This is a genomic window from Nitrosomonas europaea (assembly GCF_900167395.1).
In the GTDB taxonomy this organism is placed as follows: domain Bacteria; phylum Pseudomonadota; class Gammaproteobacteria; order Burkholderiales; family Nitrosomonadaceae; genus Nitrosomonas; species Nitrosomonas europaea.
Genome location: NZ_FUWK01000005.1, coordinates 30,904 through 57,072, shown reverse-complemented (window position 1 = coordinate 57,072; position 26,169 = coordinate 30,904). Strand labels below are relative to the sequence as shown.

General features: G+C 50.8%; 28 protein-coding genes and 2 tRNA genes. 25 read left to right on the top strand and 5 right to left on the bottom strand.

Annotation, left to right across the window (positions count from 1 at the left end; translation table 11 throughout):
* Positions 1-253 precede the first annotated feature (253 nt).
* The 7 genes from B5D58_RS03335 to B5D58_RS03305 all read left to right on the top strand — a co-directional run bounded on the left by B5D58_RS03335 (position 254) and on the right by B5D58_RS03305 (position 7,435).
* Entirely contained in the window at positions 254-1,957 is a 1,704-nt protein-coding gene (locus B5D58_RS03335; protein ID WP_011111903.1) for an acetolactate synthase 3 catalytic subunit, read from the top strand.
* Positions 1,958-1,961: 4 nt separating this feature from the next.
* Positions 1,962-2,453: an acetolactate synthase small subunit gene (ilvN, locus tag B5D58_RS03330; protein WP_011111902.1), complete on the top strand. Its 492-nt coding sequence runs from the start codon at positions 1,962-1,964 to the stop codon at positions 2,451-2,453.
* A gap of 95 nt (positions 2,454-2,548) precedes the next feature.
* Positions 2,549-3,565 (top strand): ketol-acid reductoisomerase, encoded by a 1,017-nt coding sequence (ilvC, locus tag B5D58_RS03325; protein ID WP_011111901.1) that lies wholly within the window; start codon positions 2,549-2,551, stop codon positions 3,563-3,565.
* A gap of 4 nt (positions 3,566-3,569) precedes the next feature.
* Entirely contained in the window at positions 3,570-4,220 is a 651-nt protein-coding gene (locus tag B5D58_RS03320; RefSeq protein WP_011111900.1) for a phosphatidylserine decarboxylase, read from the top strand.
* 29 nt (positions 4,221-4,249) lie between these two features.
* On the top strand, positions 4,250-5,029 hold the full coding sequence (gene pssA, locus B5D58_RS03315) for a CDP-diacylglycerol--serine O-phosphatidyltransferase (RefSeq protein WP_011111899.1): 780 nt from the start codon (positions 4,250-4,252) through the stop codon (positions 5,027-5,029).
* 238 nt (positions 5,030-5,267) lie between these two features.
* On the top strand, positions 5,268-6,800 hold the full coding sequence (locus B5D58_RS03310) for a 2-isopropylmalate synthase (RefSeq protein WP_011111898.1): 1,533 nt from the start codon (positions 5,268-5,270) through the stop codon (positions 6,798-6,800).
* A gap of 173 nt (positions 6,801-6,973) precedes the next feature.
* Positions 6,974-7,435: a TlpA family protein disulfide reductase gene (locus B5D58_RS03305; RefSeq protein WP_011111897.1), complete on the top strand. Its 462-nt coding sequence runs from the start codon at positions 6,974-6,976 to the stop codon at positions 7,433-7,435.
* Between the two features lie 17 nt (positions 7,436-7,452).
* Here B5D58_RS03305 and B5D58_RS03300 read toward each other — a convergent pair whose 3' ends face one another.
* Both B5D58_RS03300 and B5D58_RS03295 read right to left on the bottom strand, forming a co-directional pair.
* Positions 7,453-8,046, bottom strand: a complete 594-nt coding sequence (locus B5D58_RS03300) for a lytic transglycosylase domain-containing protein (protein WP_011111896.1) — start codon at positions 8,044-8,046, stop codon at positions 7,453-7,455.
* Positions 8,034-9,740, bottom strand: a complete 1,707-nt coding sequence (locus B5D58_RS03295) for a proline--tRNA ligase (protein ID WP_011111895.1) — start codon at positions 9,738-9,740, stop codon at positions 8,034-8,036. Before B5D58_RS03295 ends, B5D58_RS03300 begins: the two co-directional genes overlap by 13 nt.
* A 238-nt stretch (positions 9,741-9,978) precedes the next feature.
* On the opposite strand from B5D58_RS03295, the gene B5D58_RS03290 reads away from it, so the two are divergent.
* The 6 genes from B5D58_RS03290 (at position 9,979) to B5D58_RS03265 (ending at position 14,149) form a co-directional block, all read left to right on the top strand.
* Positions 9,979-10,542, top strand: a complete 564-nt coding sequence (locus tag B5D58_RS03290; protein ID WP_011111894.1) for an RNA pyrophosphohydrolase — start codon at positions 9,979-9,981, stop codon at positions 10,540-10,542.
* Between the two features lie 103 nt (positions 10,543-10,645).
* Positions 10,646-11,650 carry a cytochrome-c peroxidase gene (locus tag B5D58_RS03285; protein WP_011111893.1) on the top strand — a complete coding sequence of 335 codons (1,005 nt, stop codon included), beginning with the start codon at positions 10,646-10,648 and terminating at the stop codon, positions 11,648-11,650.
* Positions 11,651-11,776: 126 nt separating this feature from the next.
* Complete coding sequence (locus B5D58_RS03280) at positions 11,777-13,165, top strand: ATP-binding protein (RefSeq protein ID WP_011111892.1); 1,389 nt, start codon at positions 11,777-11,779, stop codon at positions 13,163-13,165.
* A 24-nt stretch (positions 13,166-13,189) separates the two neighbouring features.
* On the top strand, positions 13,190-13,723 hold the full coding sequence (locus B5D58_RS03275) for a response regulator transcription factor (RefSeq protein WP_011111891.1): 534 nt from the start codon (positions 13,190-13,192) through the stop codon (positions 13,721-13,723).
* Positions 13,724-13,935: 212 nt separating this feature from the next.
* Positions 13,936-14,012 (top strand) — tRNA-Arg (locus B5D58_RS03270).
* Positions 14,013-14,073: 61 nt separating this feature from the next.
* Positions 14,074-14,149: transfer RNA gene (locus B5D58_RS03265), tRNA-Phe, on the top strand.
* A gap of 14 nt (positions 14,150-14,163) precedes the next feature.
* On the opposite strand, the gene B5D58_RS13820 is transcribed toward B5D58_RS03265, so the two are convergent.
* The gene (locus B5D58_RS13820; RefSeq protein ID WP_158297464.1) at positions 14,164-14,334 is read right to left on the bottom strand and encodes a hypothetical protein; all 171 of its coding nucleotides are present in this window, start codon (positions 14,332-14,334) and stop codon (positions 14,164-14,166) included.
* 295 nt (positions 14,335-14,629) lie between these two features.
* Between B5D58_RS13820 and cspE the strand changes: the two genes are divergently transcribed.
* From cspE to B5D58_RS03215, 9 genes are all read left to right on the top strand, one after another.
* On the top strand, positions 14,630-14,833 hold the full coding sequence (gene cspE / locus B5D58_RS03260; RefSeq protein ID WP_011111890.1) for a transcription antiterminator/RNA stability regulator CspE: 204 nt from the start codon (positions 14,630-14,632) through the stop codon (positions 14,831-14,833).
* 682 nt (positions 14,834-15,515) lie between these two features.
* Complete coding sequence (locus B5D58_RS03250; RefSeq protein WP_041356737.1) at positions 15,516-15,776, top strand: helix-turn-helix transcriptional regulator; 261 nt, start codon at positions 15,516-15,518, stop codon at positions 15,774-15,776.
* Complete coding sequence (locus B5D58_RS03245; RefSeq protein WP_011111888.1) at positions 15,766-17,055, top strand: type II toxin-antitoxin system HipA family toxin; 1,290 nt, start codon at positions 15,766-15,768, stop codon at positions 17,053-17,055. Before B5D58_RS03250 ends, B5D58_RS03245 begins: the two co-directional genes overlap by 11 nt.
* Positions 17,056-17,472: 417 nt before the next feature.
* Positions 17,473-17,790 (top strand): DUF2335 domain-containing protein, encoded by a 318-nt coding sequence (locus B5D58_RS14405; RefSeq protein WP_078737646.1) that lies wholly within the window; start codon positions 17,473-17,475, stop codon positions 17,788-17,790.
* A 624-nt stretch (positions 17,791-18,414) separates the two neighbouring features.
* Positions 18,415-18,825, top strand: a complete 411-nt coding sequence (locus B5D58_RS03235; protein ID WP_011111886.1) for a pilin — start codon at positions 18,415-18,417, stop codon at positions 18,823-18,825.
* A gap of 427 nt (positions 18,826-19,252) precedes the next feature.
* Positions 19,253-19,477 (top strand): antitoxin MazE family protein, encoded by a 225-nt coding sequence (locus B5D58_RS03230; protein WP_041356736.1) that lies wholly within the window; start codon positions 19,253-19,255, stop codon positions 19,475-19,477.
* On the top strand, positions 19,474-19,800 hold the full coding sequence (locus B5D58_RS03225) for a type II toxin-antitoxin system PemK/MazF family toxin (RefSeq protein WP_011111884.1): 327 nt from the start codon (positions 19,474-19,476) through the stop codon (positions 19,798-19,800). The genes B5D58_RS03230 and B5D58_RS03225 overlap by 4 nt, the downstream gene beginning before the upstream one ends.
* A 127-nt stretch (positions 19,801-19,927) precedes the next feature.
* On the top strand, positions 19,928-20,206 hold the full coding sequence (locus B5D58_RS03220) for a type II toxin-antitoxin system RelE/ParE family toxin (protein ID WP_011111883.1): 279 nt from the start codon (positions 19,928-19,930) through the stop codon (positions 20,204-20,206).
* A 12-nt stretch (positions 20,207-20,218) separates the two neighbouring features.
* Positions 20,219-20,521, top strand: a complete 303-nt coding sequence (locus B5D58_RS03215) for a HigA family addiction module antitoxin (RefSeq protein WP_011111882.1) — start codon at positions 20,219-20,221, stop codon at positions 20,519-20,521.
* Between the two features lie 63 nt (positions 20,522-20,584).
* Here B5D58_RS03215 and B5D58_RS03210 read toward each other — a convergent pair whose 3' ends face one another.
* Positions 20,585-21,076, bottom strand: coding sequence for an FG-GAP repeat domain-containing protein (locus B5D58_RS03210; RefSeq protein ID WP_011111881.1), 492 nt, complete (start codon positions 21,074-21,076; stop codon positions 20,585-20,587).
* Between the two features lie 129 nt (positions 21,077-21,205).
* Here B5D58_RS03210 and B5D58_RS03205 point away from each other — a divergent pair, with 129 nt between their 5' ends.
* On the top strand, positions 21,206-22,303 hold the full coding sequence (locus tag B5D58_RS03205) for an Rpn family recombination-promoting nuclease/putative transposase (protein ID WP_011111880.1): 1,098 nt from the start codon (positions 21,206-21,208) through the stop codon (positions 22,301-22,303).
* Between the two features lie 151 nt (positions 22,304-22,454).
* Here the strand turns inward: B5D58_RS03205 and B5D58_RS03200 are convergent, their stop codons facing one another.
* Complete coding sequence (locus B5D58_RS03200) at positions 22,455-22,925, bottom strand: methyltransferase family protein (RefSeq protein WP_011111879.1); 471 nt, start codon at positions 22,923-22,925, stop codon at positions 22,455-22,457.
* 312 nt (positions 22,926-23,237) lie between these two features.
* On the opposite strand from B5D58_RS03200, the gene B5D58_RS03195 reads away from it, so the two are divergent.
* Together B5D58_RS03195 and B5D58_RS03190 are read left to right on the top strand one after the other, a co-directional pair.
* On the top strand, positions 23,238-23,513 hold the full coding sequence (locus tag B5D58_RS03195; protein ID WP_011111878.1) for a hydroxylamine oxidoreductase: 276 nt from the start codon (positions 23,238-23,240) through the stop codon (positions 23,511-23,513).
* Between the two features lie 328 nt (positions 23,514-23,841).
* Complete coding sequence (locus tag B5D58_RS03190) at positions 23,842-26,121, top strand: CHASE2 domain-containing protein (RefSeq protein WP_011111877.1); 2,280 nt, start codon at positions 23,842-23,844, stop codon at positions 26,119-26,121.
* Positions 26,122-26,169 lie beyond the last annotated feature (48 nt).

Sequence of the window (26,169 nt, the reverse complement as noted above, 5' to 3'; positions counted from 1 at the left end):
ATATAATCCTGGTAACAGAGACAAGGGTTATTTGTTTCGTATCTTGCTCCCTTTGCTGTCGGTCAGGAAAAATCCGGGAGATACACTGTCCTCCGATCGTTTGGACAGGGGTCTCGCATTTTTTATTTGTGCGCACCGAATGCAGGGTGCTCCAAAGCGTTTTATGGTTTTGTAATCGGAATCGATACAAAGCAAATATTGGTTTTAATGATGAGATGAAGAAAAATTATTTTGAGTCTGGGGATTCCCTGGTATGAGTACTGAACTGACAGGTGCCGAGATTACGATACGTTGTCTGCAGGAGGAGGGGGTAAGTCATATTTTTGGCTATCCCGGCGGTGCCGTATTGTTCCTGTATGATGAATTGTTCAAGCAGGATAAAGTCAAGCATATTCTGGTTCGCCATGAACAGGCTGCCCTCCATGCAGCGGATGGTTATGCGCGTTCCAGTAACAAGGTCGGTGTAGCACTGGTGACATCTGGCCCGGGGGTGACCAATGCCGTAACGGGTATTGCTACCGCTTACATGGATTCCATCCCAATGGTGATTATCAGTGGGCAGGTTCCCACGGCTGCCATTGGTCAGGATGCCTTCCAGGAAGTGGATACCGTGGGAATTACACGGCCTTGTGTCAAACACAACTTTCTGGTGAAGGATGTATCGGAGCTGGCGGTCACAATCAAAAAAGCTTTTTATATTGCTTCAACCGGTCGTCCAGGACCGGTATTGGTGGATATTCCCAAGGACGTCACCCAGCAGAAGGCGGAATTTCATTATCCTGCCAGTATCTCATTGCGTTCCTACTCACCGGTAATCAACGGGGATGCCCAACAGCTCAGGAAAGCCGTCCAGATGATCCTGGAAGCCAAGCGTCCCATGGTCTATACCGGTGGCGGGGTGATTCTGGATGATGCTGCGGCAGAATTGACAGAACTCGTGCAGATGCTGAATTTTCCCTGTACCAGTACCCTCATGGGGTTGGGAGGATATCCGGCGACTGACCGGCAATTTGTCGGGATGCTGGGCATGCATGGTACCTACGAAGCCAATATGGCCATGCAATACTGCGATGTGCTGATCGCAGTCGGTGCTCGTTTTGATGATCGCGTCATCGGAAATCCCAAGCATTTCTACAGCGAAGAACGGAAAATCATCCATATCGACATCGATCCATCATCGATTTCCAAGCGGGTCAAGGTGGATGTTCCTATCGTCGGCAGTGTATCTGCGGTACTGAAAGAGTTGATCATGCTGCTGAGAGCCGGCAGGGAGACGACTGATGTCCATGCTTTGAACAAATGGTGGGAGCAGGTCGAGTTGTGGCGGGCACGTGATTGCCTGAAATATGACCGGTCGGCCAGCGTTATCAAGCCGCAGCTGGTGGTGGAAAAACTGTATGAAATAACCGGCGGAGACGCCTTCATTACTTCTGACGTCGGGCAGCATCAGATGTGGGCAGCCCAGTTTTACAAATTTGATAAACCGCGCCGCTGGGTTAATTCCGGTGGCTTGGGTACGATGGGATTCGGTCTGCCTTCTGCGATGGGGGTACAGATGGCCAACCCGGGCAGTACGGTGGCCTGTATTACCGGAGAGGCAAGTATCCAGATGTGCATTCAGGAGTTATCCACCTGTAAACAGTATCGTCTGCCCATCAAGATCATCAATTTGAACAACCGTTACATGGGGATGGTGCGTCAATGGCAGGAGTTTTTCCATGGCAACCGTTACGCTGAATCCTATATGGATGCATTACCCGATTTTGTCAAACTGGCAGAAAGTTACGGGCATGTCGGCATGCGGATCGATAAACCGGAAGATATCGATGGTGCGTTGAGAGAAGCCTTCAAACTGGAAGAACAACTGGTATTCATGGATTTCATTACGGATCAGACCGAGAATGTTTTTCCTATGGTACCTGGTGGCAAAGGTTTGTCCGAAATGATTCTGGTATAACAGTATGCGACATATTATTTCTTTGTTAATGGAAAACGAGGCCGGTGCCCTGTCGCGGGTGGCAGGCCTGTTTTCTGCTCGTGGTTACAATATTGAGTCTCTGTCTGTCGCGCCTACTGAAGATCCGACATTGTCCCGTATGACGCTGGTCACCAATGGGCCGGATGAAATCGTCGAACAGATCACCAAACAGCTCAATAAACTGATTGAAGTCGTCAAACTGATTGATTTGAGCAGTGAAGGTTATGTCGAGCGGGAACTCATGCTGGTAAAAGTAAGGGCGGTGGGTAAGGATCGTGAGGAGATGAAGCGGCTTGCTGATATATTTCGAGGCAATATCATCGACGTTACCAACGAGCTCTACACAATCGAGCTTACGGGAACCCGGTCGAAACTGGATGGTTTTTTGCAGGCAGTAGATTGCAATCTGATTCTGGAAATAGCCAGAACAGGTGTTTCGGGTCTCAGCCGTGGAGAACGGGTTTTAAAGCTGTAATTTTTTAGCGGAATCTGACAGCGGATTCTGATTTCATCGATAGGCCTCATCTGCCGATGTGGCTGCACCCCATTCAATACTCTGGAAGGAAAATAATGAAAGTCTATTACGATAAAGATGCGGATTTGTCCCTCATCAAGAAAAAGAAAGTAGCCATCATCGGCTACGGTTCGCAGGGTCATGCGCATGCCAATAATCTGAATGATTCGGGGGTCAAGGTTACCATCGGTCTGCGTAAGGGTGGTGCATCCTGGGATAAAGCAAAAAAAGCCGGTCTGACCGTGAAAGAAGTAGGCGCTGCTGTCAAGGATGCCGATGTAATCATGCTGCTGCTGCCGGATGAACAGATGGCATCGGTTTACCAGACCGAAGTCGAACCGGTTCTGAAGAAGAATGCCACGCTGGCTTTTGCACACGGTTTCAATGTTCATTACGGGCAAATTATTCCGCGCGAAGATCTGGATGTGATCATGGTCGCTCCCAAGGGGCCGGGCCATCTGGTACGTTCCACTTATACTCAGGGAGGAGGTGTTCCATCTCTGATTGCCGTTCATCAGGACAAATCCGGCAAGGCGCGTGATCTGGCACTTTCCTACGCGGCTGCGAATGGCGGTACACGTGGTGGTGTGATTGAAACCACATTCAAGGAAGAAACGGAAACCGATCTGTTCGGTGAACAGGTCGTGTTGTGCGGTGGTTTGACGTCACTGATCCAGGCCGGGTTCGAAACGCTGGTGGAAGCAGGCTATGCACCGGAAATGGCCTATTTTGAATGTCTGCATGAGGTCAAGCTGATCGTGGATCTGATCTACGAGGGGGGTATCGCCAACATGCGCTATTCCGTATCCAACAATGCGGAATATGGTGATGTATCGAGAGGACCCCGTATCATCACCGATGCGACCCGTAATGAAATGCGTAAAATCCTGCGCGAGATTCAAACGGGCGAATATGCACGCGAGTTTATCCTGGAAAACCGTGCCGGCGCACCCGTGCTCAAATCGAGCCGCCGCCTCGCTTCGGAGCATCCGATTGAAACAGTAGGCGCCAAACTGCGTGACATGATGCCGTGGATCAGCAAAAACAAACTGGTCGATCAGGCGAAGAACTGAGCGTATGTCGACTCCTTACTACCCTCATCCGATCATTGCACGTGAAGGATGGCCCTTCATCGCCGGTGCATTTGCTGTGGCGTTACTGGTGCAGTTTATGGCAGGCTGGTTATGGGCACTGCCATTCTGGCTGATTGCGCTGTTCGTTCTGCAGTTCTTTCGCGATCCTCCACGGGTGGTGCCGGCTCTTGCCGGGGCTGTACTTGCCCCGGCAGATGGGCGTATCGTTGCTGTGGATAAGGTGCAGGATCCTTATCTGCCGCGTGAAGCGCTGAAAGTCAGTGTTTTCATGAATGTTTTCAACGTGCACTCGAACCGCAGTCCGGTGGATGGTGAAATACGCAATCGATGGTACTTTCCCGGAAATTTTCTGAACGCAAGCCTGCCCAAAGCTTCGCTGGAGAATGAACGCAATGCTTTGTGGATCAGAACCGACGGAGGGCAGGATGTGACATGTGTGCAGATAGCTGGCCTCATCGCAAAGCGGATCGTCTGCCATGTCCACCCGGGGGAACATCTTGCTCGCGGACAGCGTTTCGGTTTCATCCGTTTCGGTTCACGTGTCGATGTCTATCTTCCGTTGGGAACGAAAGTCAATGTCGCAATTGGTGACAAGGTTTATGCCACTCAAACGGTATTGGCTGAATTTCACTGATTATCTCCGATCTATGCCTATGTCAGTTTATGCAGGAATCTGATCCAGAGCAACTGCCCGTCACAGGCCCGCGGTGGAGGAGACGGGGTATCTATCTGCTGCCCAATCTCTTCACGACTGCGGCGCTGTTTGCCGGTTTCTATGCGATTGTCCAGGCGATGAATGGTCATTATGAGCATTCTGCCATTGCCATTTTTGTGGCCATGGTATTTGATGGCCTGGATGGCCGGGTGGCACGCCTGACGCATACGCAAAGTGAATTCGGTGCAGAGTACGATAGCCTGTCTGATATGGTTTCGTTTGGTGTGGCTCCTGCATTGATTGTGTACGAATGGGCGTTGAGAGATCTGGGGAAACTGGGCTGGATCGCTGCATTCATCTATTGTGCTTGTGCAGCGTTGCGCCTTGCCCGTTTCAATGTAACGGTCGAAGTCGTCGACAAGAAATATTTTCAAGGCTTGCCCAGTCCGGCTGCGGCTGCTCTGATCGCCGGAATGATCTGGGTAGTACTGGGTTTCCAGGTAGATGCTGCCGATATCACATGGCTGGCGTGGGCCATGACACTGTTTGCCGGCTTGACCATGGTGACCAATATCCCTTACTACAGCGGTAAAGAATTCAATCTGCACAAGAAAGTTTCATTTTTTGTGGTTTTGCTGCTGCTTCTGTTCTTTTTCGTTCTGATTCCGAGTCATCCACCGCTGGTGTTGTTCGGGGTATTTCTGACTTATGCGTTATCCGGATATGGCATGAAGATCTGGCGGCTGTACAAGAACAGAAAACGTAACGAAATCCGTAAAGAAACTTGAACATCTGCTGTTGCGAAATGAAGGTAAACGTTTTATATTTGCCGGCATGATGCAATTTACTGAAATTACTCCCGCCTTTCATCCTTTCCGTCTGACAGCCTGGCTGTATCTGACTGGCCGACTGCTGCGCCTTGCGCGCTAATTATTTCAATCATTTCTTAATCTGTTTTGAAGCATGTGGGCTGGTACACCGCCAGCCGGTTGTCCGTTTTAGCCAGAATAATAGTGGAGTGGAACAATGAAAGAGCATTTGGTTATTTTTGATACGACTTTGCGTGACGGGGAACAGAGTCCCGGCGCATCCATGACCATGGAAGAAAAGGTACGCATCGCCAGGCAGTTGGAGCGTATGGGTGTGGATGTGATAGAAGCGGGTTTCCCGGCTGCTTCGAGAGGTGATTTTGAAGCGGTCCGGGCAGTGGCAGAGGCAGTAAGCAACAGTACGGTGTGTGGTCTTGCCCGTGCGATGGAGGCCGACATCGATCGTACCGGGGAAGCTTTGCAGGTCAATCAGAATGTGCGTATTCATACCTTCATCGCGACATCTCCGATCCATATGAAGAACAAGCTGCGCATGTCGCCCGATCAGGTCATCGATCAGGCGATCAAGGCAGTAAAGTGGGCACGTCAGTACACTGATAACGTCGAATTTTCCCCTGAAGATGCCGGGCGATCCGAGATCGATTTTCTGTGCCGAGTGCTGGAAGCAGTGATCGATGCAGGTGCACGGACACTGAATATTCCGGATACGGTGGGATATACCATGCCGGATCAGTTTGGTGGTCTGATCCGTACGCTGCGAGAGCGCATTCCGAATTCTGACAAGGCTATATTCTCGGTTCACTGCCATAACGATCTCGGTTTGGCAGTGGCTAACTCACTGTCCGCGGTCATGAATGGTGCACGCCAGGTGGAATGTACCATCAATGGTCTGGGTGAGCGGGCCGGTAATGCTGCACTTGAAGAAATCGTGATGGCCGTGCGTACACGGCAGGATTATTTTCCATGCGATACACGTATCGATACAACGCAGATCGTACCCGCCAGCAAGCTGGTTTCAGGGATTACCGGGTTTCCGGTGCAGCCCAACAAGGCAATTGTCGGTGCCAATGCCTTTGCCCATGAATCAGGTATTCATCAGGATGGAGTACTCAAGCACCGTGAAACCTATGAAATCATGCGTGCAGAAGATGTGGGCTGGGGAGCAAACAAATTGCTGCTGGGTAAACATTCTGGCCGGAATGCGTTTCGCAGTCGTTTGAAAGAACTGGGAATCGGGTTGGAATCAGAAGAGAAACTGAATGCCATATTCTTGCGCTTCAAGGATCTTGCAGACAAGAAGCATGAAATCTTCGATGAGGATCTGCATGCGCTGGTCTCGGATGAGGCACAGATTCCCGAGGAGCACTATCGCCTGCTTTCACTGCATGCAGTCAGTGAAACCGGAGAAATACCCTCGGCCCAGGTCGTCATTGCCGTGGGAGGCAGTGAAAAACAGGCCGTATCCGAAGGGAGTGGCCCGGTAGATGCAACATTTCGCGCGATCGAGAAAATACTGGACAGTAAAGTAGAGCTGCAATTGTTCTCCGTGAACAATATCACCAGCGGGACGGATGCACAGGGTGAAGTAACTGTTCGCCTGCAGAAAGCCGGGCGGATCGTCAATGGTCATGGAGCAGATACCGATATCATTGCGGCTTCTGCCAAAGCCTATCTGAGTGCCTGCAATAAATTGCACTCCAGTCTGGAACGAACCCATCCCCAGATTTAGTTGAGGATAGGAGCCACTGAAAATTGCTGACTGCCAGAATTGATTGCATGAAAATAACCAGAGCAGATCATGATTTGCGGTACAGATATGGTTCTTGTAGCGCGGTTTCCCGGAAAAGATCACAACCGGTCTTGCAGGATGAACTGCTCCGGTCAATTCTGTCGGAATAGTCGATGAAACGGTGGTTTACAATTTTCCTGCTTGTGCTGATCGGGTATCTGCCTGTTTTCGAGGCGGGAGCCTATGGTTTCCGCTTCGAGGACAGTTCAGGCAAAACGCATACTTTGTCGGGTTATAAGGGGAAATGGGTATTGGTCAATTTCTGGGCAACGTGGTGTCCACCCTGCCTGAGAGAAATTCCTGATTTGTCCGAGTTGTCCCGGGAAAGAAACGACATCGTCATCATCGGGATTGCGATGGAGTATGACGATGCTCGAGATGTCATGAAATTTGTGGAGAAGATGACGATTCCCTATCCGATCGTGCTGGGTGACAGAACTGCAGCAGCACAACTCGGAGATGAGCTTTCGATGTTGCCAAGTACGTATCTGTTCGATCCTGATGGAAAGCCCGCAGCACGTAAAATCGGGCTGATTACCCGCGCTGAAATCGAAGCTTTCATCAACACTCACTAGACGATATATGAATCTGGCTATTGTGAAGCCGTGGAGTAAGTCCAGTGGCGGTGCCAGGCGTTGAATACCAGATTGGGGTAGCCGGCCTTGCCCAGACTGCCGTTATATCTTCCCAGTGCCCTGAAATAATCCCCCTGTTCCAGATCGAGATAGTGGCGAAGGATGGTGCAACCGTAACGCAGGTTGACGCGCAGATGAAACAGATTGTGTTCCGGATTGCCGATCGTATCTACCCAGAACGGCATGACCTGCATATACCCGCGTGCTCCGGCAGAAGAGACCGCGTATTTTCTGAAATTACTTTCGACCTGGATGATGCTGAGCACCAGTTCGGGATCGAGCCCGGCGCGAGTAGCTTCATAGTGAACGGTGATCAGAAATGCCCTGCGTTCCTCGATGTCAGATATCCGTTTTTCCAGGCGTTTCGTCATGCTGTCTAACCAGTCTTTTGCTTCAGGCCCGGGGAGGGTGACGAGCATGGGCACTGCCTGGTCGCTGATGGTGCGATGCAATACGGTACGGGTACTGGCCGATAAGGGCTCATATACCTGTGCTCCGGCCATCGCTGCACCGGGTATCAGAAATAACAGAGAATATATCAATCGCCACATATTTTACTGATGATGGAAGCTGCCTCCGACAGTGAGAGCATTTGAGGTGTTTTGTCCAGTCGCCCCTGATATTCCACCATACCCTCCCGCAGATTCCGTTCACCGATCACGATACGATGCGGGATTCCAATTAGTTCCTGATCTGCGAACATGACGCCGGGTCTCTCCTCGCGGTCGTCCAGCAATACCTCGATACCTGCTGAACGACAGGCCTGATAAAGTTTTTCGGCTTCAGTCCGGACTTGCTGACTTTTATGATAACCGACCGGAATGATCGACAACTGGAACGGGGCGATCGTTTGTGGAAATATAATGCCTCGTTCATCATAGTTTTGCTCAATGGCTGCAGCGACGATACGTGAAACACCAATGCCATAGCAGCCCATTTCCATAATTCGGGTTTGTCCGGACTCATCCAGATAGGTAGCCTTCATTTTTTCCGAATATTTGGTGCGCAACTGAAAAACATGACCGACTTCGATACCTCGGCAGATTTCAAGTACGCCCTTGCCATCGGGTGAAGGATCGCCTGCCACTATGTTGCGAATATCGAATACCTGGTCCGGCAACGGCAGATCACGCCCGAAATTGACATGACTCAGATGAAAGCCTTCCTCGTTTGCACCACAGGTGAAATCGCTCATTTCCAGAACGGCCCGGTCAGCGATGATTTCTGCTTTTACACCCACCGGTCCGAGGTATCCCGGTGGGCAACTCATCTCGGCAATGATCCTGCTTTCTTCAGCAAACTCGAAATCACCCAGAAACGGGATTTTTCTGACTTTGGTTTCGTTGAGCTGATGATCGCCCCGCAGCAATAGTAAGTAAAACTTACCTCCTGCGGTTACAGCCAGCGCTTTGAGTGTCTGTTCAACCGGAATACCCAGAAAGTCAGCCACATCCTGGCAGGATTTGCGATCGGGGGTGGCGATTTTCGCCATGATTCCTGCCGGCTCCTTGCGTGGAATACCATGAGGCACGGCTTCGGCAAGTTCGATATTGGCGGCATAATCGGAAGCAGGGCAGAAGGCGATGGCATCTTCACCGGAATCGGCCAGAACGTGAAATTCATGCGATCCGCTGCCGCCTATTGCGCCGGTATCAGCAGCGACTGCACGGAACTTCAGGCCGATCCGGGTAAAAATTCTGCTGTACGTTTCCTGCATGAGACGATAGGTCTGCTCCAGACTATCCACATCGGCATGAAAGGAATAAGCATCCTTCATGATGAATTCCCGCGCGCGCATCACGCCAAATCGCGGACGGATTTCATCACGAAACTTAGTCTGAATCTGGTAGAAATTGATGGGTAGCTGCCGGTAGCTTTTGATTTCACGGCGTGCGATATCGACGATGACTTCTTCATGCGTCGGGCCAAAGCAGAAGTCGTGTTTGTGTCGATCCTGAATTTTCAGCATTTGCGGGCCGAATACATCCCACCGACCTGTTTCCTGCCAGAGCTCAGCCGGATGAACGGCAGGCATTAGAAGCTCCAGTGCGCCACTGTTATTCATTTCCTCGCGGATGATATGCTCGATCTTGTGTAGAATTCTCAGACCCAGCGGCATCCAGGTATACAATCCGCTGCCCAGACGCTTGATCAGCCCGGCTCGCAGCATCAGCCGGTGACTGATCAGCTCGGCTTCAGCAGGAGCTTCTTTGAGTGTCGCAAGGAAGAATTGAGAAACGCGCATGATGGGATTCCATTATCATTGTAGGTAATCAGGAATTTTACCTTGAAATCGTCGTAATCCGGCGTGCTTCAGCGTATTTCGACAGGAATTGGCCGCTGTTCCGGGAGTCAAAGCAGGGTAATCGTGAAAATTGCGGTGATTTGTGGTGCCGCCAGGTTCTGCACTATAAATCGTTATCGAAATATGGAAGAATTATCGGCAGTTCAAGCAGATTAAGTTAAATTGATGGGCGAATCGGATGATAGACCGTAATGGATATAGAGCAAATGTCGGTATTATTCTCCTGAATTCACAAAACCAGGTTTTCTGGGGAAAGCGTGCCCGGCAAGATTCATGGCAGTTTCCGCAGGGTGGGATAAAGTCGGGAGAAACACCCACTGAGGCGATGTATCGGGAGTTGGCGGAAGAAACAGGTCTGCAACCCGTACACGTGGAAATTCTGGGGCGGACGAGGGAGTGGCTGCGTTACGACGTACCCGCCTGCTGGACTCGCCGGGACTGGCGCAAAAACTACCGGGGACAGAAACAGATCTGGTTTTTGCTGCGTCTGTTGGGGAGAGACAGTGATGTATCACTCGAAACCTGCGCACATCCCGAATTCGATGCCTGGCGCTGGAATCAGTACTGGGTCGAGCTGGAATCCGTAGTTGAGTTCAAGCGGCAGGTTTATCGCCAGGCGCTGACAGAGCTTTCGCGACTGCTGGATCATGAAGCCGGCCTGGGTAATGACCGGGCTTATCGGGAACCACTGGAGCCGGTTGAAAAAAATAGAAAGAAATCTTCTGATACCAGGCAGAGCTGATTCTGGTTTTTGCCCGAAGTTTTGAGTCAGATGGAGGAATTCAAGGCGTAAGCGGCTGCGCCATGTCAGCCGTTACAATTATTCAAATCACAAGGAGAGTGCAATGATCAAGCGTACACTGACTGTTTCGCTGCTGTCATTAAGTCTGGGGGCGATGTTTGCGTCTGCCGGTGTAATGGCTGCCAATGAACCGATACAACCGATTAAGGCGGTGACTCCGGAGAATGCCGATATGGCAGAGCTGGGGAAAATGCTGTTTTTTGACCCCAGACTTTCCAAATCGGGGTTCATTTCCTGCAATTCCTGTCATAACCTGAGCATGGGCGGAACCGATAATATTACCACCTCGATCGGGCACAAATGGCAGCAAGGCCCGATCAATGCTCCGACTGTCCTGAATTCCAGCATGAATCTGGCGCAATTCTGGGATGGCAGAGCCAAAGACCTGAAAGAACAGGCTGCCGGCCCGATTGCCAACCCGAAGGAAATGGCCTCTACCCATGAGATAGCAGAAAAAGTGGTCGCTTCCATGCCTCAATATCGTGAGCGATTCAAGAAAGTCTTTGGTTCCGATGAAGTGACGATCGATCGCATCACCACCGCAATTGCCCAATTTGAAGAAACGCTGGTGACACCGGGTTCAAAATTCGACAAATGGCTGGAAGGCGATAAAAACGCACTGAATCAGGATGAGCTGGAAGGCTACAACCTGTTCAAGGGCAGCGGTTGCGTGCAATGTCATAATGGACCAGCCGTGGGTGGAAGTTCTTATCAGAAAATGGGTGTTTTTAAACCCTATGAGACCAAAAACCCGGCCGCGGGGCGGATGGATGTGACCGGCAATGAAGCTGATCGTAATGTATTCAAAGTGCCAACGTTGAGAAATATCGAGCTGACCTACCCCTATTTTCATGATGGAGGGGCCGCAACGCTGGAACAGGCAGTGGAGACCATGGGAAGAATCCAATTGAACCGTGAGTTCAACAAGGATGAAGTTTCCAAAATCGTTGCTTTCCTGAAAACCCTGACCGGCGATCAGCCTGACTTCAAGTTGCCGATTCTGCCACCTTCCAATAACGATACACCACGTTCTCAGCCGTATGAGTGATGTTGCCAGGAGAATTCCTGTTTCTGGCAGGTTTTCCTGAAATGTCCGGCCGCGCTCCATCATGGAGGAGCGGCCGGATGCCTGCATGATGTAAAGACGGCGTACCAGAGGTTTACAGAGGCCGGCATGGCTGAAACAGGTAACTTCGTATTCCGGGCCGTATCTGATCTTCGTGACACGGAGACAAAACAGACGAATGGAGTAAAAAACGGATCGATGGGCATTCTCAATATCCTGAACCAGTCTCCTTCCGCTAAGAATTTGCAGCGCCTGTTCCTGCTCAGAATCATCGCTATCATTTCCCAGATCATCATTTTCTGGACAGTTTACAGCATCATCGAACTCGAACTGCCCTGGACAGCGATTATCGTGACGATTTCCCTGCTCGCGGTTCTGAACTTTCTTACCTGGATTCGTCTGCGCTATTCCTGGCCGGTGACCAATCCTGAATTTTTTACCCAGTTGCTGATCGATGTCGCCGGATTGACCGCATTACTGTATTTCAGCGGCGGTTCAACCAATCCTTTCATCTCACTTTATCTGCTTCCGCTTACCATTGCAGCGACTGTGCTGCCCTGGCATTACACCTGGACCATGGCGGCCATTACCATTTCCTGCTACACCTTTCTGTTGTTCAAGTTCATTCCGCTTCCGCATGATCATCTCGATGACCACAGCCGCCACATGTTCGAATTTAACCTGCATATCTCGGGAATGTGGCTGACATTTGTGCTGAGTACCTTACTCATCACCTCATTCGTCGTCAAAATGAATGCCTCGATCCGGGATCGTGACAAGGAACTGTCCAGATCGCGTGAGCAGGCATTGCAGAACGAACAGATCATTGCCTTGGGAACGTTGGCTGCTGGTGCGGCGCATGAACTGGGTACGCCGCTATCGACCATGGCCATCATCACCGGTGAGCTGCAGCAGGAACTGCCCGGGAATACCGAATTTCAGAACAATATCCGCATTTTGCGTAACCAGATTTCCCTGTGCAAACAGACGCTGACCCATCTGCTGGCCGATGCCGGGCAGGCCAGAGTAGAAGAGGGAAACAGTCAGCCTGTCGATATTTTTCTGCAGCAGGTGATCGACAAATGGCAACTGATCCGCCCCTCGATCAGATTTACCAGTCAGAGTGAAGGAGTGCAGCCGGTGCCAATCATCATGAATACCCGTTTGCTGAGCCAATCCATCCTGAATCTGCTGAATAATGCAGCTGATGCCTCGACCCGGCAAGTGACCGTCATCAGCCGCTGGGATGAAAAACAATTGCATCTCGAAATACTCGACGACGGGCCGGGACTGGATGCGGAAGCCGCTGAACACGCGGGAGAGCCATTTTTTACCAGCAAAGGGCCGGGGCAGGGCTTTGGTATCGGATTATTTCTTGCCAACACCAATATCGAGCGTTTCGGCGGAAGTGTGCGCTTATTCAATCGTCCGGAAGGCGGGGCATGCACTCATGTCACCCTGCCGGTTTTGCACGGAACGACCAGTACTTCACTATAAAGGAGAATGCCTGTGAATAATTCCATGGATCGCCCCAGTCTGCTGATTGTAGATGATGATGAAACTTTCTGTGAAGTGCTGGCAAGAGCGATGGTAAAGCGCGGGTTTGACACCACCTGCATGCATGACATCAAAACTGCGCTCGAGCAGGCGGAAGTACTGATGCCCGAATACGCCATCATCGACCTCAAGCTGGGAAATGAATCCGGTTTATTACTGGTCGAGAAAATAAGGGAACTGGATCCCGGAACCCGTATCATCGTGCTGACCGGTTATGCCAGCATTGCAACGGCAGTTGAAGCCATCAAGCTGGGGGCCACCCACTACCTGGCAAAACCGGTGGATGCGGATGACATCATGGCGGCATTCGAGCGCACGAGTGGAGATACCGAAACCCCTATCAGCCCTCATCCGCTTTCAGTGGAACGGCTGGAGTGGGAATACATTCACCGTATCCTCATGGAAAACGACAATAACGTCTCTGTTACGGCCAAGGTATTGAATATGCACCGCAGAACGTTGCAGCGCAAACTTTCGAAGAAGCCGGCACAGTTGTAACTGATTTCGGGTATTTTGTTGTTCAATGCAGCCATTAAGTACCCTGCAGAAGGCCGCTGATCCCGGAGAAACCGCCGGATTCTTGACAAAAACACCTGAATGTAACATCATGCACAGCTCCCCGGATACACCGGGCGCCATTTCCTGGAATGGTTGTGGAATAAAGTAATGAACCGGGAGATGGATGATTTCCCGTATGAAGAAGATGAGATGCGCCCGTAGCTCAGTTGGATAGAGTACTTGGCTACGAACCAAGGGGTCGTGGGTTCGAATCCTGCCGGGCGCGCCAGAAGAACGGATATTGTGTATTTCAAAACGATATCAATCTGATAAGTCATTGTTTACTTAAAGGCCAAGTAGCTCAGTCGGTAGAGCAGAGGACTGAAAATCCTTGTGTCGGTGGTTCGATTCCGCCCTTGGCCACCATTTAAATCAGCCACTTATTCGATAAATCGGGTAAGTGGTTTTTCCGCAAACTCTGATTTCATTATTCTTCCAGTCGCTTTCGCAAGTGCTTCTCTTGCTTTCACCATCGTTTCCGTATGCTCGATCAATCCCTCTTCATCATTTTGGGCGAGTGGACTAATGATTTCATGGAGAGCCTCATACAAATCAGGTGCTGCAGCAGAAATTATCCGATTAGGCGGTGGCCTGGACAAGGTGAACGAGCAGATCAGGGGGCAGGCAATTATCCGAAATTACCGGATGGTTGTGAATGGTGATTTGAGATAACCAAGATTTTTACTTCCTCGACTTTCAGTTCTACTCAGAGTATAAGTAATCATCACAACGAATTTGTTTCAAAGCTTTTGCAGTCATTGGCGTTCCTGTTGGTATTCCATGTGCAATCTTAGATTCAAATAGCTCTACGGAAGCTTTTCCGTTTATTGACACAGGAGTATTCGCATGACGACAGGTACAGTTAAATGGTTTAATGATGCAAAAGGTTTTGGGTTTATTACTCCTGACGATGGTAGTGAAGATCTATTCGCGCATTTTTCTGCAATCAATATGAATGGGTTTAAGACGCTTAGAGAAGGTCAGAAAGTTTCTTTTGATGTAACACAAGGTCAAAAGGGCAAGCAGGCATCCAATATTCAAGCTCCTTGATTAAGGCTTGATTTGATAAAAGCCCAGCCCTTAAAAAGCTGGGCTTTTTTGCTGTTCACCCTGCATTACCAACCTTCCCATTCCTGTCTTGGGTAGATGCAACTCAGGGTTTCCTCTACTTCAATCCACCCCGTAACCAGTAGCTTCTCAAGATTTGTCAAAATCTCCCAAACGGCCGTTATGATTTCCTCTGCCATAAAAGTATGTATTTCATAACGTAGATAAAGGCGGTAAAAACCCTTCATTGTTAATGATAACAATTCTGATAGTGGGTAATATATTCGTGTGAGGCGACTCACGATCTCTCTTTAGTTATTCTATTCCCAAATCAAAAATGACACGAAGGCGAGCCGCAGACAGTATAAATAATACGGCTAGGCGAAGCCGACAAAGTTAGTTTTGATTTAGAAATGGAATTAGTAGTCATTGACCCCTGCTGTTCCCCTAGTGGCAGGGGTTTTCTTTTTCAAAACTCATCGAAAAAATATTTCCGCAATAGTCCCAACCTGTATGCATCCTTCCGCATTTGTCCTCATTGCTCCTCGCAGTCACTGGAACTTCCCGATCGGGAAGTTTTTGGTTTCTAAGCGCACGATTGCTTGAAAATTCCCGATCGGGAAATATTACTTGCCTCCTTCTTCAAACTGATCGATAATTTCCCGAACGGGAAACAAGGCCAGTGATGAGTTCCATACGAACCACAGAACAACTCGGTGACGCACTGCGTGCTGCACGCAAACAGCTGGGCTTAACACAGCCCCAGTTGGCTTTGGCGGCAGGGGTTGGTGTGCGCTTCATCGTCGACCTTGAAGCAGGCAAGCCCACTCTGCGTCTGGAAAACGTGCTGCGCGTGATCGACGCGTTGGGTGGAGCGCTCCAAATCACCGGCTTGTCATCCTCAGACTCCGAAAATCACCCTGAGGGCAACCAGCATGGCGCGTGAGCTGGAAGTCTGGCTGTTCGCCGAACGGATTGGAACCCTGGCCCTGATCGAGGACAGGTTGAATTTCCGTTACAGCCCGGATTGGCTCTCACGCCCAGATGCAGCGACCCTCTCCAGCTCACTGCATCTGCAAGCAGAATCATTCGACGATCACCACACGCGGCCCTTCTTTGGGGGACTTTTGCCAGAGGGGCAACTCCGGCGCCTCATTGCACAGCAATTTCAGGTGTCGAGCCAGAATGATTTTGCGTTGCTCGATCACATCGGTGGGGAGTGTGCCGGGGCTGTTACCTTGCTGGAGCCAGGGCAGTCGTTGTCCAGTCCTGGGCAAGGCGACGACGTTCAGTGGCTGAGCGAGGAAGAGATTGTTGCCATTCTCGATGAACTGCCACATCGGCCGATGTTAGCCGGCAAGGATGGCGTGCGGCTCTCACTAGCGGGCACTCAAGACAAACTGCCGGTGGTGTCCGATGGCGCCCGGATCGGTCTGCCGAGAAATGGATCGCCCAGCTCACATATCTTGAAGCCCGCCATCCGTACCCTGATGGACACGGTCACCAACGAAGGCTTCTGTCTGGCGTTGGCTGAAGCCATGCAGCTCAAGCCAGCGAAGTCACAGGTGCATTCCGTGTTGGGGCGACAGTTCCTGCTGATCGAGCGCTACGACCGGGTGGTCGATGCACAAGGCCAGCGGCAGCGCCTGCACCAAGAGGACTTTTGCCAGGCGCTGGGCGTGGTGCCGGAAATGAAGTACCAGAACGAAGGCGGCCCGGATCTGGTGCAATGTTTCGATCTGGTTCGGCGCATCACGCGGCCCAGCGCACCACAGATCCTGCGCTTGTTCGACTATGTGATCTTCAACGCGCTGATCGGCAATCATGACGCGCATGCCAAGAATTTCTCACTGCTGTATGCGGGTAAGTCTGCCATCCTGGCGCCGTTCTACGACGTGCTGTCGACGGCGATCTATCCGACTCTGACGCCCAAGATGGCGATGAAAATCGGCAGCAAGTACAAATTCAGCGAAGTACAGACACGGCACTGGGACCAATTTTCTGAAGCTGTTGGCCTTGGCAAGGCGCAGGCCAGAAAGCGGATTCTGGCCTTGGCAAAGTCGATGCCGCCGACGGCGCGTGAGCTTCAGTCCAGCCGTGAGCATGGCTTTGCTGGCCATGCCGTGGTTGAGCAAATTGTGATCTTGATCGAGCAACGCTGTGCCCTGACAGTACGAAGGCTCAGTGCGCCCGCTGCTGACATGGAGGATGAGACTGTCTTATAGCAACTGGCCACGAGAGCTTAGGCACAAAATTGGTTTAAAACCTGAATAATAACGATGTTCTTACCTTCTCGGATCAGGACTCTTGATAGAGTTATTAGCCTAAGGAACCTCTGAAAAACTACCTGCGTTGCTATTTCTGCGTTAAAAGTCGGCATCAAAATGCTCTATGTATAAACTCCGTTTCTTCGCTGATTTTTGCCTTGAACTGACTACCTCGCTGACGGTTTTCAGAGGTTCCCTAACCGTTGTTGATATGTTAGAGTTGAAACATGAAAAGAGTGACAAGAAATATCTTATACGGGGTCGGGAGTCTGGTGGATATCATGCCATCAGATACGTTCCGAAAATCAGCCGCACGTCAGCATGCAGCAAATGACGTTGCTTCACATTTCGTTCGCGTGGGAATGGCATTGAAGGATGCCTGCAACAAATTCGAGAATGATGCCCAAGTCTCATCCATCCAAAAATAATAGAAGTACATCTGCTCACTCCAGCAATAATAGAAACGAAAATAATGTCTCTACTAGAGTTTCTGCCGAAATTCAGTCAGCTACGTTTTTAGGTCCGATACCGCACCCGGCTATCTTGGAAGGGTATGAAAAAATAGTACCTGGTGCTGCTGAAAGGATATTAATCATGGCAGAGTCGAGTATGAAACATCAGCAGCAGTATGATAATGCACTGCTTGAGGCATCAAAAAACAGGCAGCACGAGGTCAGATTCCTGGTTTTTTAATAGAGGGCTCTCCGCAATCAGCGCATCTGTATTCTCCGCGTTTATAGGGTACCCTGTTTTGGCAGGATACTGGGAGGAACGACTGTTGTATCACTTGTTGTGGCTTTTGTTGTCAGAAGAATGGTCAAAAACGGGGAAATATAGTTATTGAGTCGGTAGTGTACTTGTTAAGTTTCCCTCGTTTTTTACTTGTATAACATCCAATGGCAAGTAATTCGTCCCTGGCCTTCCATATAAGGGTGGACAATCCCATCTAGTCTTCTTTTCCAGCGCATCCAGAACATTTTGCAGAGAATAATCAGCCGAGCCGCTTTGTTTACCTTCGATGACGGTGATGATGGATACATTGCTTGCGCTGATGAGGGTTTGTAACGTTTCTACAGCTTGTCAGTGCAAATCCGGCGTGGGCGCGGGAATGATCGCGCTGTGCCCGAATATACGCCAGTAGCAACCTGATCAGTTCGTATCGGCATGGATAGGTAGAGAGCCGTCAAAAACGAGGGTGCCTCAAAATTTTTCTAAAGCCAGAATGGCAGCAGTCGTTATACTCCCCAGCAGTATTCATGAAGCAGGCAATACTCTGAGAATCCTGTTTTCTTTTTCAACCCGATGGAGAACTGAACCATGCAACATACCCAAAAAGGTTTTACTTTGATTGAATTGATGATCGTCGTTGCGATCATCGGTATTTTGGCGGCCGTGGCGATTCCGGCTTATTCAGATTATCAGGCTAAATCGAAAGTGACTGCTGGTCTTGCTGAAATTTCAGCAGGAAAGACCGCATTTGAGGAACGTGTCAATAACGGTGATACAGTTGGCACGGATCCTACGGTTATTGGTCTTAAAACACCGACTAGTAACTGTACTATTGTTACTTCTGGAACTACCATTGAATGTACGCTTACGAACGCTCCATCTCAAGTGAGTGGTAAAAAAATTACCTTGACGCGTACTGATGGAACTTGGTCATGTGCTACTGATGCGGATAATAAATATGCTCCAAAGAGCTGTCCTGGCGTTACTCCTACTCCTTAAAGAGAGCTTCGTATTAATTATGACCGCCCTTAGGAAACCCTGGGCGGTTTTTTTATTCTCTATAGTTTTTGATAACTAACATTTACTTATGCATTGGTAATTTGTCTTTTCGAATCTGCAAGGGTGAAGCAATCCAGTAGCTGGTAATAGAAGCGCCGACCCCGCCCCGCCACACTTTGTTCGCAACCTTCGATCGCGCGTATCCGATTGCCAGACTCAGGATCATGCAAAACTGCTTTGATGTCAGGTACCGGTTGATCCATGAAATTATGGATGGCGAACCTTGCTTCAATCGCGCTATTTACTGCAGTGCAGAGATTTGAACTCGCACCGGGGGCAGATGATGAGCAAGGATGCAACAGCTTTGTTGCATGTAACATGTGTATTTAGGCATAATGTTGCATGTAACGCATCAGGAGGACTCCACATGGGAACCACGCATGTTAATGCTCGTGTTAAAAAGCACCGTGACACACTACGCATGGCCGGATTACGTCCGGTACAAATCTGGGTACCGGACACCCGCCGTCCGGATTTTGCAGAAGAATGCCGCCGCCAGTGCCTTCTCATAGCTCAGGCGGACAAAGCGGATACATCCATGCAACAGTTCATGGATGAAGCTTTGGCCGATAGTGATGGCTGGACGGAATGATACGCGGCGATCTCGTGACCATCGCTGTACCGGGCGATTTTGGTAAACCCGGATTCGCTCTGGTGATTCAGGCTAACCTGTTCAGTGAACATACCAGCGTAACGGTATTACCTGTCACCAGCATGCTGGTTGCTGCGCCATTGCTACGTATCACTGTACAGCCTGGTGCCGAGAACGGTTTGCAAAAACCTTCGCAGGTAATGGTGGACAAGATCATAACGGTGAAACGCGACAAAGTAGGGCCGGTTCTCGGATGTATCGACCCGGATACTATGGTAGAGATTGAGCGTTGCCTGGCTGTGTTCCTTGGAATAGCGAAATGATTGATCTACCGTTTTTCTGATTGTTTGAAGAACAGCTCATTACCCGTCATTGCGGATTTGCAAGAGTGAAGCAATCCAGTATTTTTTTATAATTGCTTCTTGTAGCGTATAACGCTACAATCTCTAAATGATCCGCCATTTCAAGCATAAAGGGTTGCAATTATTCTTTGAAACAGGAGATAAATCAGGTATCCGGCCGGATCATGCCTCACGTCTTGCACGTCAGCTGCGGCAGCTGAATGATGCAGTCAATCCGCGTGAAATGAATATACCCGGCTGGAAGTTGCACCCACTTTCTGGCGATCTGTCAGGATATTGGTCGGTAATGGTCAATGGTAACTGGCGGATGATTTTTGTATTTGATGGAGAAGATGTCATCTTGGTTGATTACCGGGATGACCACTGAACAGGAGTCAATATGGCCAGAATGCACAACCCCCCTTATCCCGGTGAAACCCTGCGCGAGGATGTACTACCTGCGCTTGGGTTAACCGTAACCCAAGCGGCAAAAGAGCTGGGAATCAACCGTGTTACCCTCTCGCGCGTGTTGAACGGCAAGGCCGGTATCAGCGTCGATCTCGCTCTGCGTCTGGAAGCATGGCTTGATGGGCCGAGCGCGGAAAGCTGGCTGAAAGGTCAGCTTGCGTATGATTTATGGCAGGCTGAGCAGCGCGGCTGTGCAAAAGTGGTGGTTCGCCATATAAATCGCGAACAAATCTGATATTTCAAAAGCAGGCGCGACATGCCGATTCCGGCGCCGGCATGTCGGTGTTATCGCCAAAGCTTACTTTTTGCCGGAAACCCGGCTGGTTACATCGGCCAGTGCTTTGCCCTGCCATTGATAAACGGCGGTTTTCTTGACTGTCGGGCAGCAGCGTGGGTCGTTCGGGCCGGGCCACAGGGCGTGGATATGAATCAGGCCGTTTTTGACTTCGATCGATTCCACCATGCCCAGCACATCCTCTGTTCCGGCAGCTACCTGATAACCCCGGCCGCTATCGGTAAATATCGTTACGTCATTGAAAGAATAGGTGCCGCCATAGCGGGTTGACCACAAAATGATTTCCGCGCGGCCATCGCCATTCAAATCAGCAGTGACGACCTGGCTTTCTTCCACCGATTCACGGTTTTGAGCAGCCTCCTGATTGGCTTTGCCGATATAAGCCTGCACCGTTTTTTCCACTTGCGCCGGGTCCGGTTCAGCCGCCGATACCGGCTGAACCGTAAGCAACAATACCCCACCCGCGATTGCACCTCGACAAATTGTCTGCCACATGATTGATCTCCCTTTTCGTGATTGTATTACCAGAGCGCCTTGGCGAAGCAAGCAGCTGCAACCATACCGCCTCACTCATGACTCGAACAGTGTACGCCGAAGCAAGCCAGGGTGAGTGTGGTTTGACTCATGAAAACGCCATGGTGTTACACTTGTCCAATGGAGCATGATCATGGCTACAAACTGCTGTTTTCCCACGCTGAAATGGTGGCTGACTTGCTGCGTGGTTTCGTCAGGGAAGAGTGGGTGTACGAGCTGGATTTTTCCACGCTGGAGAAAATCAACGGCAGCTACATCAGCGATGACCTGAGAGAACGGCAGGATGACATCATCTGGCGCCTGCGCCGGGGGAAAGGCGAAACGGGTGAATGGCTGTATGTCTATCTGCTGCTCGAATTCCAGTCTACTGTGGACTGGTTCATGGCGGTACGGATCATGACTTATGTCGGTTTGCTGTATCAGGATCTCATCCGCAGCGAATCCATCAGAACGGGTGAACGGCTGCCGCCGGTGCTACCGGTGGTTCTGTACAATGGGGATACCCGCTGGCAGGCACCGGTGAACATGGAAGGACTGATCTTCCCGGCACCCGGCGGGCTGGATCGCTACCGGCCGCAACTCAACTACCTGCTGCTGGATGAAGGCAGCTACAGTGATCACGAACTGGCCACCTTGCGTAACCTGACGGCGGCATTGTTTCGGCTGGAAAACAGCCGCACCCCGCAGGATGTCGAGCAGGTACTGCAAGCCCTGATCGCCTGGCTGCAATCTCCCGAACAAAGCGGACTGCGGCGATCATTTACCGTCTGGTTGAAACGGGTGTTCCTGCCGGGCAGAATGCCGGGGACCAGCTTCAGTGAAATTCATGATTTACAGGAGGTACAAAGCATGCTCTCAGAACGTGTCAAGGAATGGACTAAAGACTGGAGACAGCAGGGAATCGAAGAAGGCAAACAGATAGGCATCGAGGAAGGCAAGCAAATAGGAATCCAGGAAGGACGATTGGAAGGACGGCAGGAAGGACGACAGGAAGGGCGATTGGAAGGACGGCAGGAAGGACGATTGGAAGGAGAATCCGAATTTCTGTTGTATTTACTGGAACAGCGTTTTGGCCCGGTGAGCGATGCTGTACGCGCGCGGATTGGATCGGCGGATACGCAAACATTGCTGGTTTGGGGAAAACGAATCCTGACTGCTCAGACGATTGAAGCTGTGTTCGGAGATTGATCAAGATTTCAACAAAAAAACAATGGGCTACCGGCCTGCAGCTTTGCGAAGATGGAACGAGAGCATAGTTGCGTGCCGAGTGAATGGCAGGAATGATGAAGAGTTGTGCGGGTTTGTCACGGCAAGGCTTTGATACAGCGGGTGTATGGTTTCAGAGCCAGCGTCTTACTCTGGTTTGGTAGTCCCGATAGGATTCCCCGAATCTGGCTTCGAGGTGGGCTTCTTCATGACGGATGACGCCATAGCGCAGCATTGCCCAGATCAGCGGTGCGAAGAATAGTGGCCACCAGGTCGACAGCAGCATCGAGATCCCGATGAAAATCAGCCAGTCACCGAGATAGATCGGATTGCGGCTGTAGCGGAACGGTCCGGTAGTGCACAGACTGGAGGCCGCTTTGTAGGGGTTGACGGTGGTTCGGTGGCGCCAAAGCGTAATGGCTGTCCATGCCAGCAGTGCCAGTCCTGTGATTACTCCCAGCCAGCCGAGTGACTGTGTCACTGTACCCCAATCCCAGGAGAGTGACTGGAGGTTGCGGTCGATCCACCAGCCGGCAAACAGAGCCGCAGCATAGGGGGCAGGCGGAAGAATCAAGGTGCGTGGGCGGTGCAGGTTGTGATCCATGATGTTCCATAAATTTTCTGTGACGAGGCAGCATACCGGATATGGAAAAATATTTGAAACGGAAGGCAGGGGTAAAAACGGAAAATCGCTTGTTTTTAGATGCAAAGGTAATGAATTACTTGATAGAATGTAGCCGGTTTGTATTAACCAAGGTCGGCGGGAGGGTTAAGGTGCCGGCCGGTAATCTGTATCTGTGATCAGAGCCGGTTTTTGAGATGAGAGGCCGGGAAGCCGATCAGGGGACAGGTTAGAGGGAGCCTGAAAGATTGTCAGGTAGTGGATTTGTTTTGGGAAATTTGAAGAGGAGTGCAAATGAACAAGGTGATCGTCGCAGCTTTTGTTTCTGCTTTTGTACTGGGTTCCACAGCAACGTTTGCCAGTGGAAATCTGGAGTCTTCTTTGGCGCCGATCAGTGCCAAAGATATGCTGGATTATCTGGCCTGCAAAGATAAAAAACCGACCGATGTCGTAAAAAGCCATACTGAAGTCGAGAACGGGAAAATCGTCAGAGTAAAATGTGGCGATATCGTTGCGCTTGTTCAGAAGGCCAGAGAACAATCGGGTGACGCCTGGCAGGGCGGTTATTAATCCTGGTTTTTCCATTGAAAAGGCCTGTTGAACAGGCCTTTTCTTTTTGGACTGCAGTTTTTGAAGAATCACTCTTCAACCACGCAATACTGTATTGCGGAGAAGAGGTCTCAGTATTCCTATCGGCTGTTTGGCAGGAGATCACGGTAGATTTCTGAGTAGTAGAAAACAGTTTTTCAACGTTGGCTGATTGCTTTGGCGTTTCACCTTGCAAAGAGGGCTGTTTTGTATCACGGTTACACATTCCACTGCCACCATCACCAGTCCGGTTACCTGTTGGATACCTGCTATATTCCTGCCTCGCGAGTCAATGGATAATCCGGGTTAAATGAAATTGTGGCGCTGGCGGTTTGCTCTCGCCGTGTTTATTGGCCTGCTGGGGGCTGCTGTATATCTGTCACCGCAGGGTACAGCCATCGAGGAACAATTCGGCCTTTACTGGCTATTTCATCTGCGCGGGGAAAGAACCGCTCCCGCTGATGTCGTTGTCATTGCTGTTGACCAGGCTTCTGCCACTCATCTGGAGCTGCCGCTCAAACCTTCCCTCTGGTCGCGCGCACTGCATGCCCGTCTGATCGACAGATTGGTGGAGGCGGGGGCAAGAGTAGTGGTGTTCGATCTGGTATTCGACAGGCCCGGCAGCGATGCTCGCCATGATAAGCAGTTTGCTGCGGCGCTTAAGCATGCGGGTAATGTGGTGCTGGTGGAAAGGCTGGATTTCGAGGAAACCCGGTTCCCGGGAATGGCTGCGGATGGGTCATACACTCATATTCTGCGGGAATATACCGGAAAGATTCTGCCGATCATTGCGGATGCCGCACGTGCCCATGCGCCTTTTCCGCTGCAAAAATCCTCCTGGGTGAGTTATTACTGGACGTTCAGACCCGGTGGCAGTGATATGCCTACGTTGCCATCACTTTTGCTGCAGCTGTCATCTGCTGAAGTATACGAGCATTTTCTCACTTTGCTTGCCGGTATCGATCCTGCTTTGATCCGACAGCTTCCTGCAAGTGTGAATGAAGCCGATGTCGAGAATCTGGTTCTCGATTTGCGCAATCTATTCATGCAAAAACCAGTGCTGGCAGAAAAGCTGTTGCAGAAATCGGCTGAAGGGGAAAACCTCGATACCGCGCAGCAGCGTATTCTCCGAGCACTGATTGATCTTTATGGCGGCAGTGAAGTGCGTTACTTGAATTTCTACGGCCCACCGCGCACGATCAGGACTATTCCTTATCATCTGCTGCTGGATGAAGGCGGTGGTCAACCGGAAACGGCCGGTGAGCTGGATCTGGCAGGAAAAACGATCTTTGTCGGCTTTTCAGCAGAAACCGTTTCGGGGCAGGACAAAGTCAGAGATGATTACCAGACCGTTTTCTCTTTGCCGGACGGGTTGACGCTCAGCGGGGTGGAAATTGCCGCGACTGCCTTTGCCAATTTGCTGGAGGGCGAATCGATCCATCCGGCAGCACCGGTAAATGGTGCCCTCATTCTGTTGCTGCTGGGAACGGGTGTTTGTCTGCTCTGCTTTGTCATTCCCGCAAGGAATACCATGGTGCATACGCTGGGAATGGCACTGGCAGGAATCCTGTCGTTTTGTGCTTATGGCAGTGCGAGTGTATGGCTGTTCGGACAATGGCAATTGTGGATTCCTCTGGCTATTCCGCTGATGGTGCAGTTACCGGTGGGTGTGATCGGGATCGTCACCCTGCTGTATTTTGAAGCTGACCGGGAACGCAGGCGGATCGAGGCGCTGTTTGGTGGACATCGGCCAGAGCCAGTGGTGCGGGATATGGTTCGTGGTGCAGGCCCGATCCATACGGAAGGGCAACTGGTCTATGGAGCCTGCCTGGCGACAGATGCGGAAAAATATACTGCGCTTGCTGAAGCTATGGATCCTCGCCAGCTTGCCGCACTCATGCATGCATATTATGAGTGCCTGTTTGAACCGGTTGAGCGTTATCAGGGCAAAGTGTCCGATGTGATCGGCGATGCCATGCTGGCCATCTGGGCGGCTGGTTCTGCTGATCCGCTTGTGCGCGAACGGGCGTGCCTGGCTTGCCTGGATATCATCAGCGCGATAGAGCGCTTCAATCACCAGGGCGGATACGGCCGTCCGCCCCTTCCAACCCGGCTAGGGTTACATTTTGGTGAAATGGTACTAGGCAACATTGGTGCACGACAGCATTATGAGTACCGTGCGGTGGGCGATATCGTCAATACAGCCAACCGTATCCAGGGAGTCAATAAGCATCTGGGTACCCGGTTGCTGGTATCGGAAGAAGTAGTAAATGGGTTGAATGATCTGCTGCTGCGTCCGCTCGGGCGGTTTCTGCTGCCGGGAAAGTCACAACCGGTCAACCTGTTTGAACTGGTCGCTCGTCAGAGTGGCAGCAATGCAGCGCAGAGACAGCTGTGTGCCGCGTATGAGCAAGCACTGCACGTTTGTCAAACCGGCAACCGGGTGGATGCATTGCATCGATTCGAAATGATCCATGAACGTTTCCCCGAAGATGGCCCCACCCGATTCATGCTTACCTATTGCCGTGAACCCCGATTGTTTCCAGTCCGGGAAGCGGGTGAGCTGATCATATCCATACAATCGAAATGATGTCCGGATGCAGACAGCACATCCGGCCCGCAGATTTCCTGTTGGCAA

Bases quoted from the DNA above. Each gene is read 5' to 3' on its own strand.
- B5D58_RS03290 (WP_011111894.1), top strand. From the start codon at position 9,979: ATGATAGACCGTAATGGATATAGAGCAAATGTCGGTATTATTCTCCTG.
- B5D58_RS03245 (WP_011111888.1), top strand. From the start codon at position 15,766: ATGGCGCGTGAGCTGGAAGTCTGGCTGTTCGCCGAACGGATTGGAACC.
- B5D58_RS03280 (WP_011111892.1), top strand. From the start codon at position 11,777: ATGGCTGAAACAGGTAACTTCGTATTCCGGGCCGTATCTGATCTTCGT.
- B5D58_RS03320 (WP_011111900.1), top strand. From the start codon at position 3,570: ATGTCGACTCCTTACTACCCTCATCCGATCATTGCACGTGAAGGATGG.
- ilvN (WP_011111902.1), top strand. From the start codon at position 1,962: ATGCGACATATTATTTCTTTGTTAATGGAAAACGAGGCCGGTGCCCTG.
- B5D58_RS03210 (WP_011111881.1), bottom strand. From the start codon at position 21,076: ATGTGGCAGACAATTTGTCGAGGTGCAATCGCGGGTGGGGTATTGTTG.
- B5D58_RS03335 (WP_011111903.1), top strand. From the start codon at position 254: ATGAGTACTGAACTGACAGGTGCCGAGATTACGATACGTTGTCTGCAG.
- B5D58_RS14405 (WP_078737646.1), top strand. From the start codon at position 17,473: ATGCCTGCAACAAATTCGAGAATGATGCCCAAGTCTCATCCATCCAAA.
- B5D58_RS03195 (WP_011111878.1), top strand. From the start codon at position 23,238: ATGAACAAGGTGATCGTCGCAGCTTTTGTTTCTGCTTTTGTACTGGGT.
- B5D58_RS03310 (WP_011111898.1), top strand. From the start codon at position 5,268: ATGAAAGAGCATTTGGTTATTTTTGATACGACTTTGCGTGACGGGGAA.
- B5D58_RS03300 (WP_011111896.1), bottom strand. From the start codon at position 8,046: ATGTGGCGATTGATATATTCTCTGTTATTTCTGATACCCGGTGCAGCG.
- B5D58_RS03295 (WP_011111895.1), bottom strand. From the start codon at position 9,740: ATGCGCGTTTCTCAATTCTTCCTTGCGACACTCAAAGAAGCTCCTGCT.
- B5D58_RS03285 (WP_011111893.1), top strand. From the start codon at position 10,646: ATGATCAAGCGTACACTGACTGTTTCGCTGCTGTCATTAAGTCTGGGG.
- B5D58_RS03250 (WP_041356737.1), top strand. From the start codon at position 15,516: ATGAGTTCCATACGAACCACAGAACAACTCGGTGACGCACTGCGTGCT.
- B5D58_RS03220 (WP_011111883.1), top strand. From the start codon at position 19,928: ATGATCCGCCATTTCAAGCATAAAGGGTTGCAATTATTCTTTGAAACA.
- B5D58_RS03215 (WP_011111882.1), top strand. From the start codon at position 20,219: ATGGCCAGAATGCACAACCCCCCTTATCCCGGTGAAACCCTGCGCGAG.
- B5D58_RS03230 (WP_041356736.1), top strand. From the start codon at position 19,253: ATGGGAACCACGCATGTTAATGCTCGTGTTAAAAAGCACCGTGACACA.
- pssA (WP_011111899.1), top strand. From the start codon at position 4,250: ATGCAGGAATCTGATCCAGAGCAACTGCCCGTCACAGGCCCGCGGTGG.
- B5D58_RS03235 (WP_011111886.1), top strand. From the start codon at position 18,415: ATGCAACATACCCAAAAAGGTTTTACTTTGATTGAATTGATGATCGTC.
- B5D58_RS03190 (WP_011111877.1), top strand. From the start codon at position 23,842: ATGAAATTGTGGCGCTGGCGGTTTGCTCTCGCCGTGTTTATTGGCCTG.
- ilvC (WP_011111901.1), top strand. From the start codon at position 2,549: ATGAAAGTCTATTACGATAAAGATGCGGATTTGTCCCTCATCAAGAAA.
- cspE (WP_011111890.1), top strand. From the start codon at position 14,630: ATGACGACAGGTACAGTTAAATGGTTTAATGATGCAAAAGGTTTTGGG.
- B5D58_RS03305 (WP_011111897.1), top strand. From the start codon at position 6,974: ATGAAACGGTGGTTTACAATTTTCCTGCTTGTGCTGATCGGGTATCTG.
- B5D58_RS03275 (WP_011111891.1), top strand. From the start codon at position 13,190: ATGGATCGCCCCAGTCTGCTGATTGTAGATGATGATGAAACTTTCTGT.
- B5D58_RS03205 (WP_011111880.1), top strand. From the start codon at position 21,206: ATGAAAACGCCATGGTGTTACACTTGTCCAATGGAGCATGATCATGGC.
- B5D58_RS03200 (WP_011111879.1), bottom strand. From the start codon at position 22,925: ATGGATCACAACCTGCACCGCCCACGCACCTTGATTCTTCCGCCTGCC.
- B5D58_RS03225 (WP_011111884.1), top strand. From the start codon at position 19,474: ATGATACGCGGCGATCTCGTGACCATCGCTGTACCGGGCGATTTTGGT.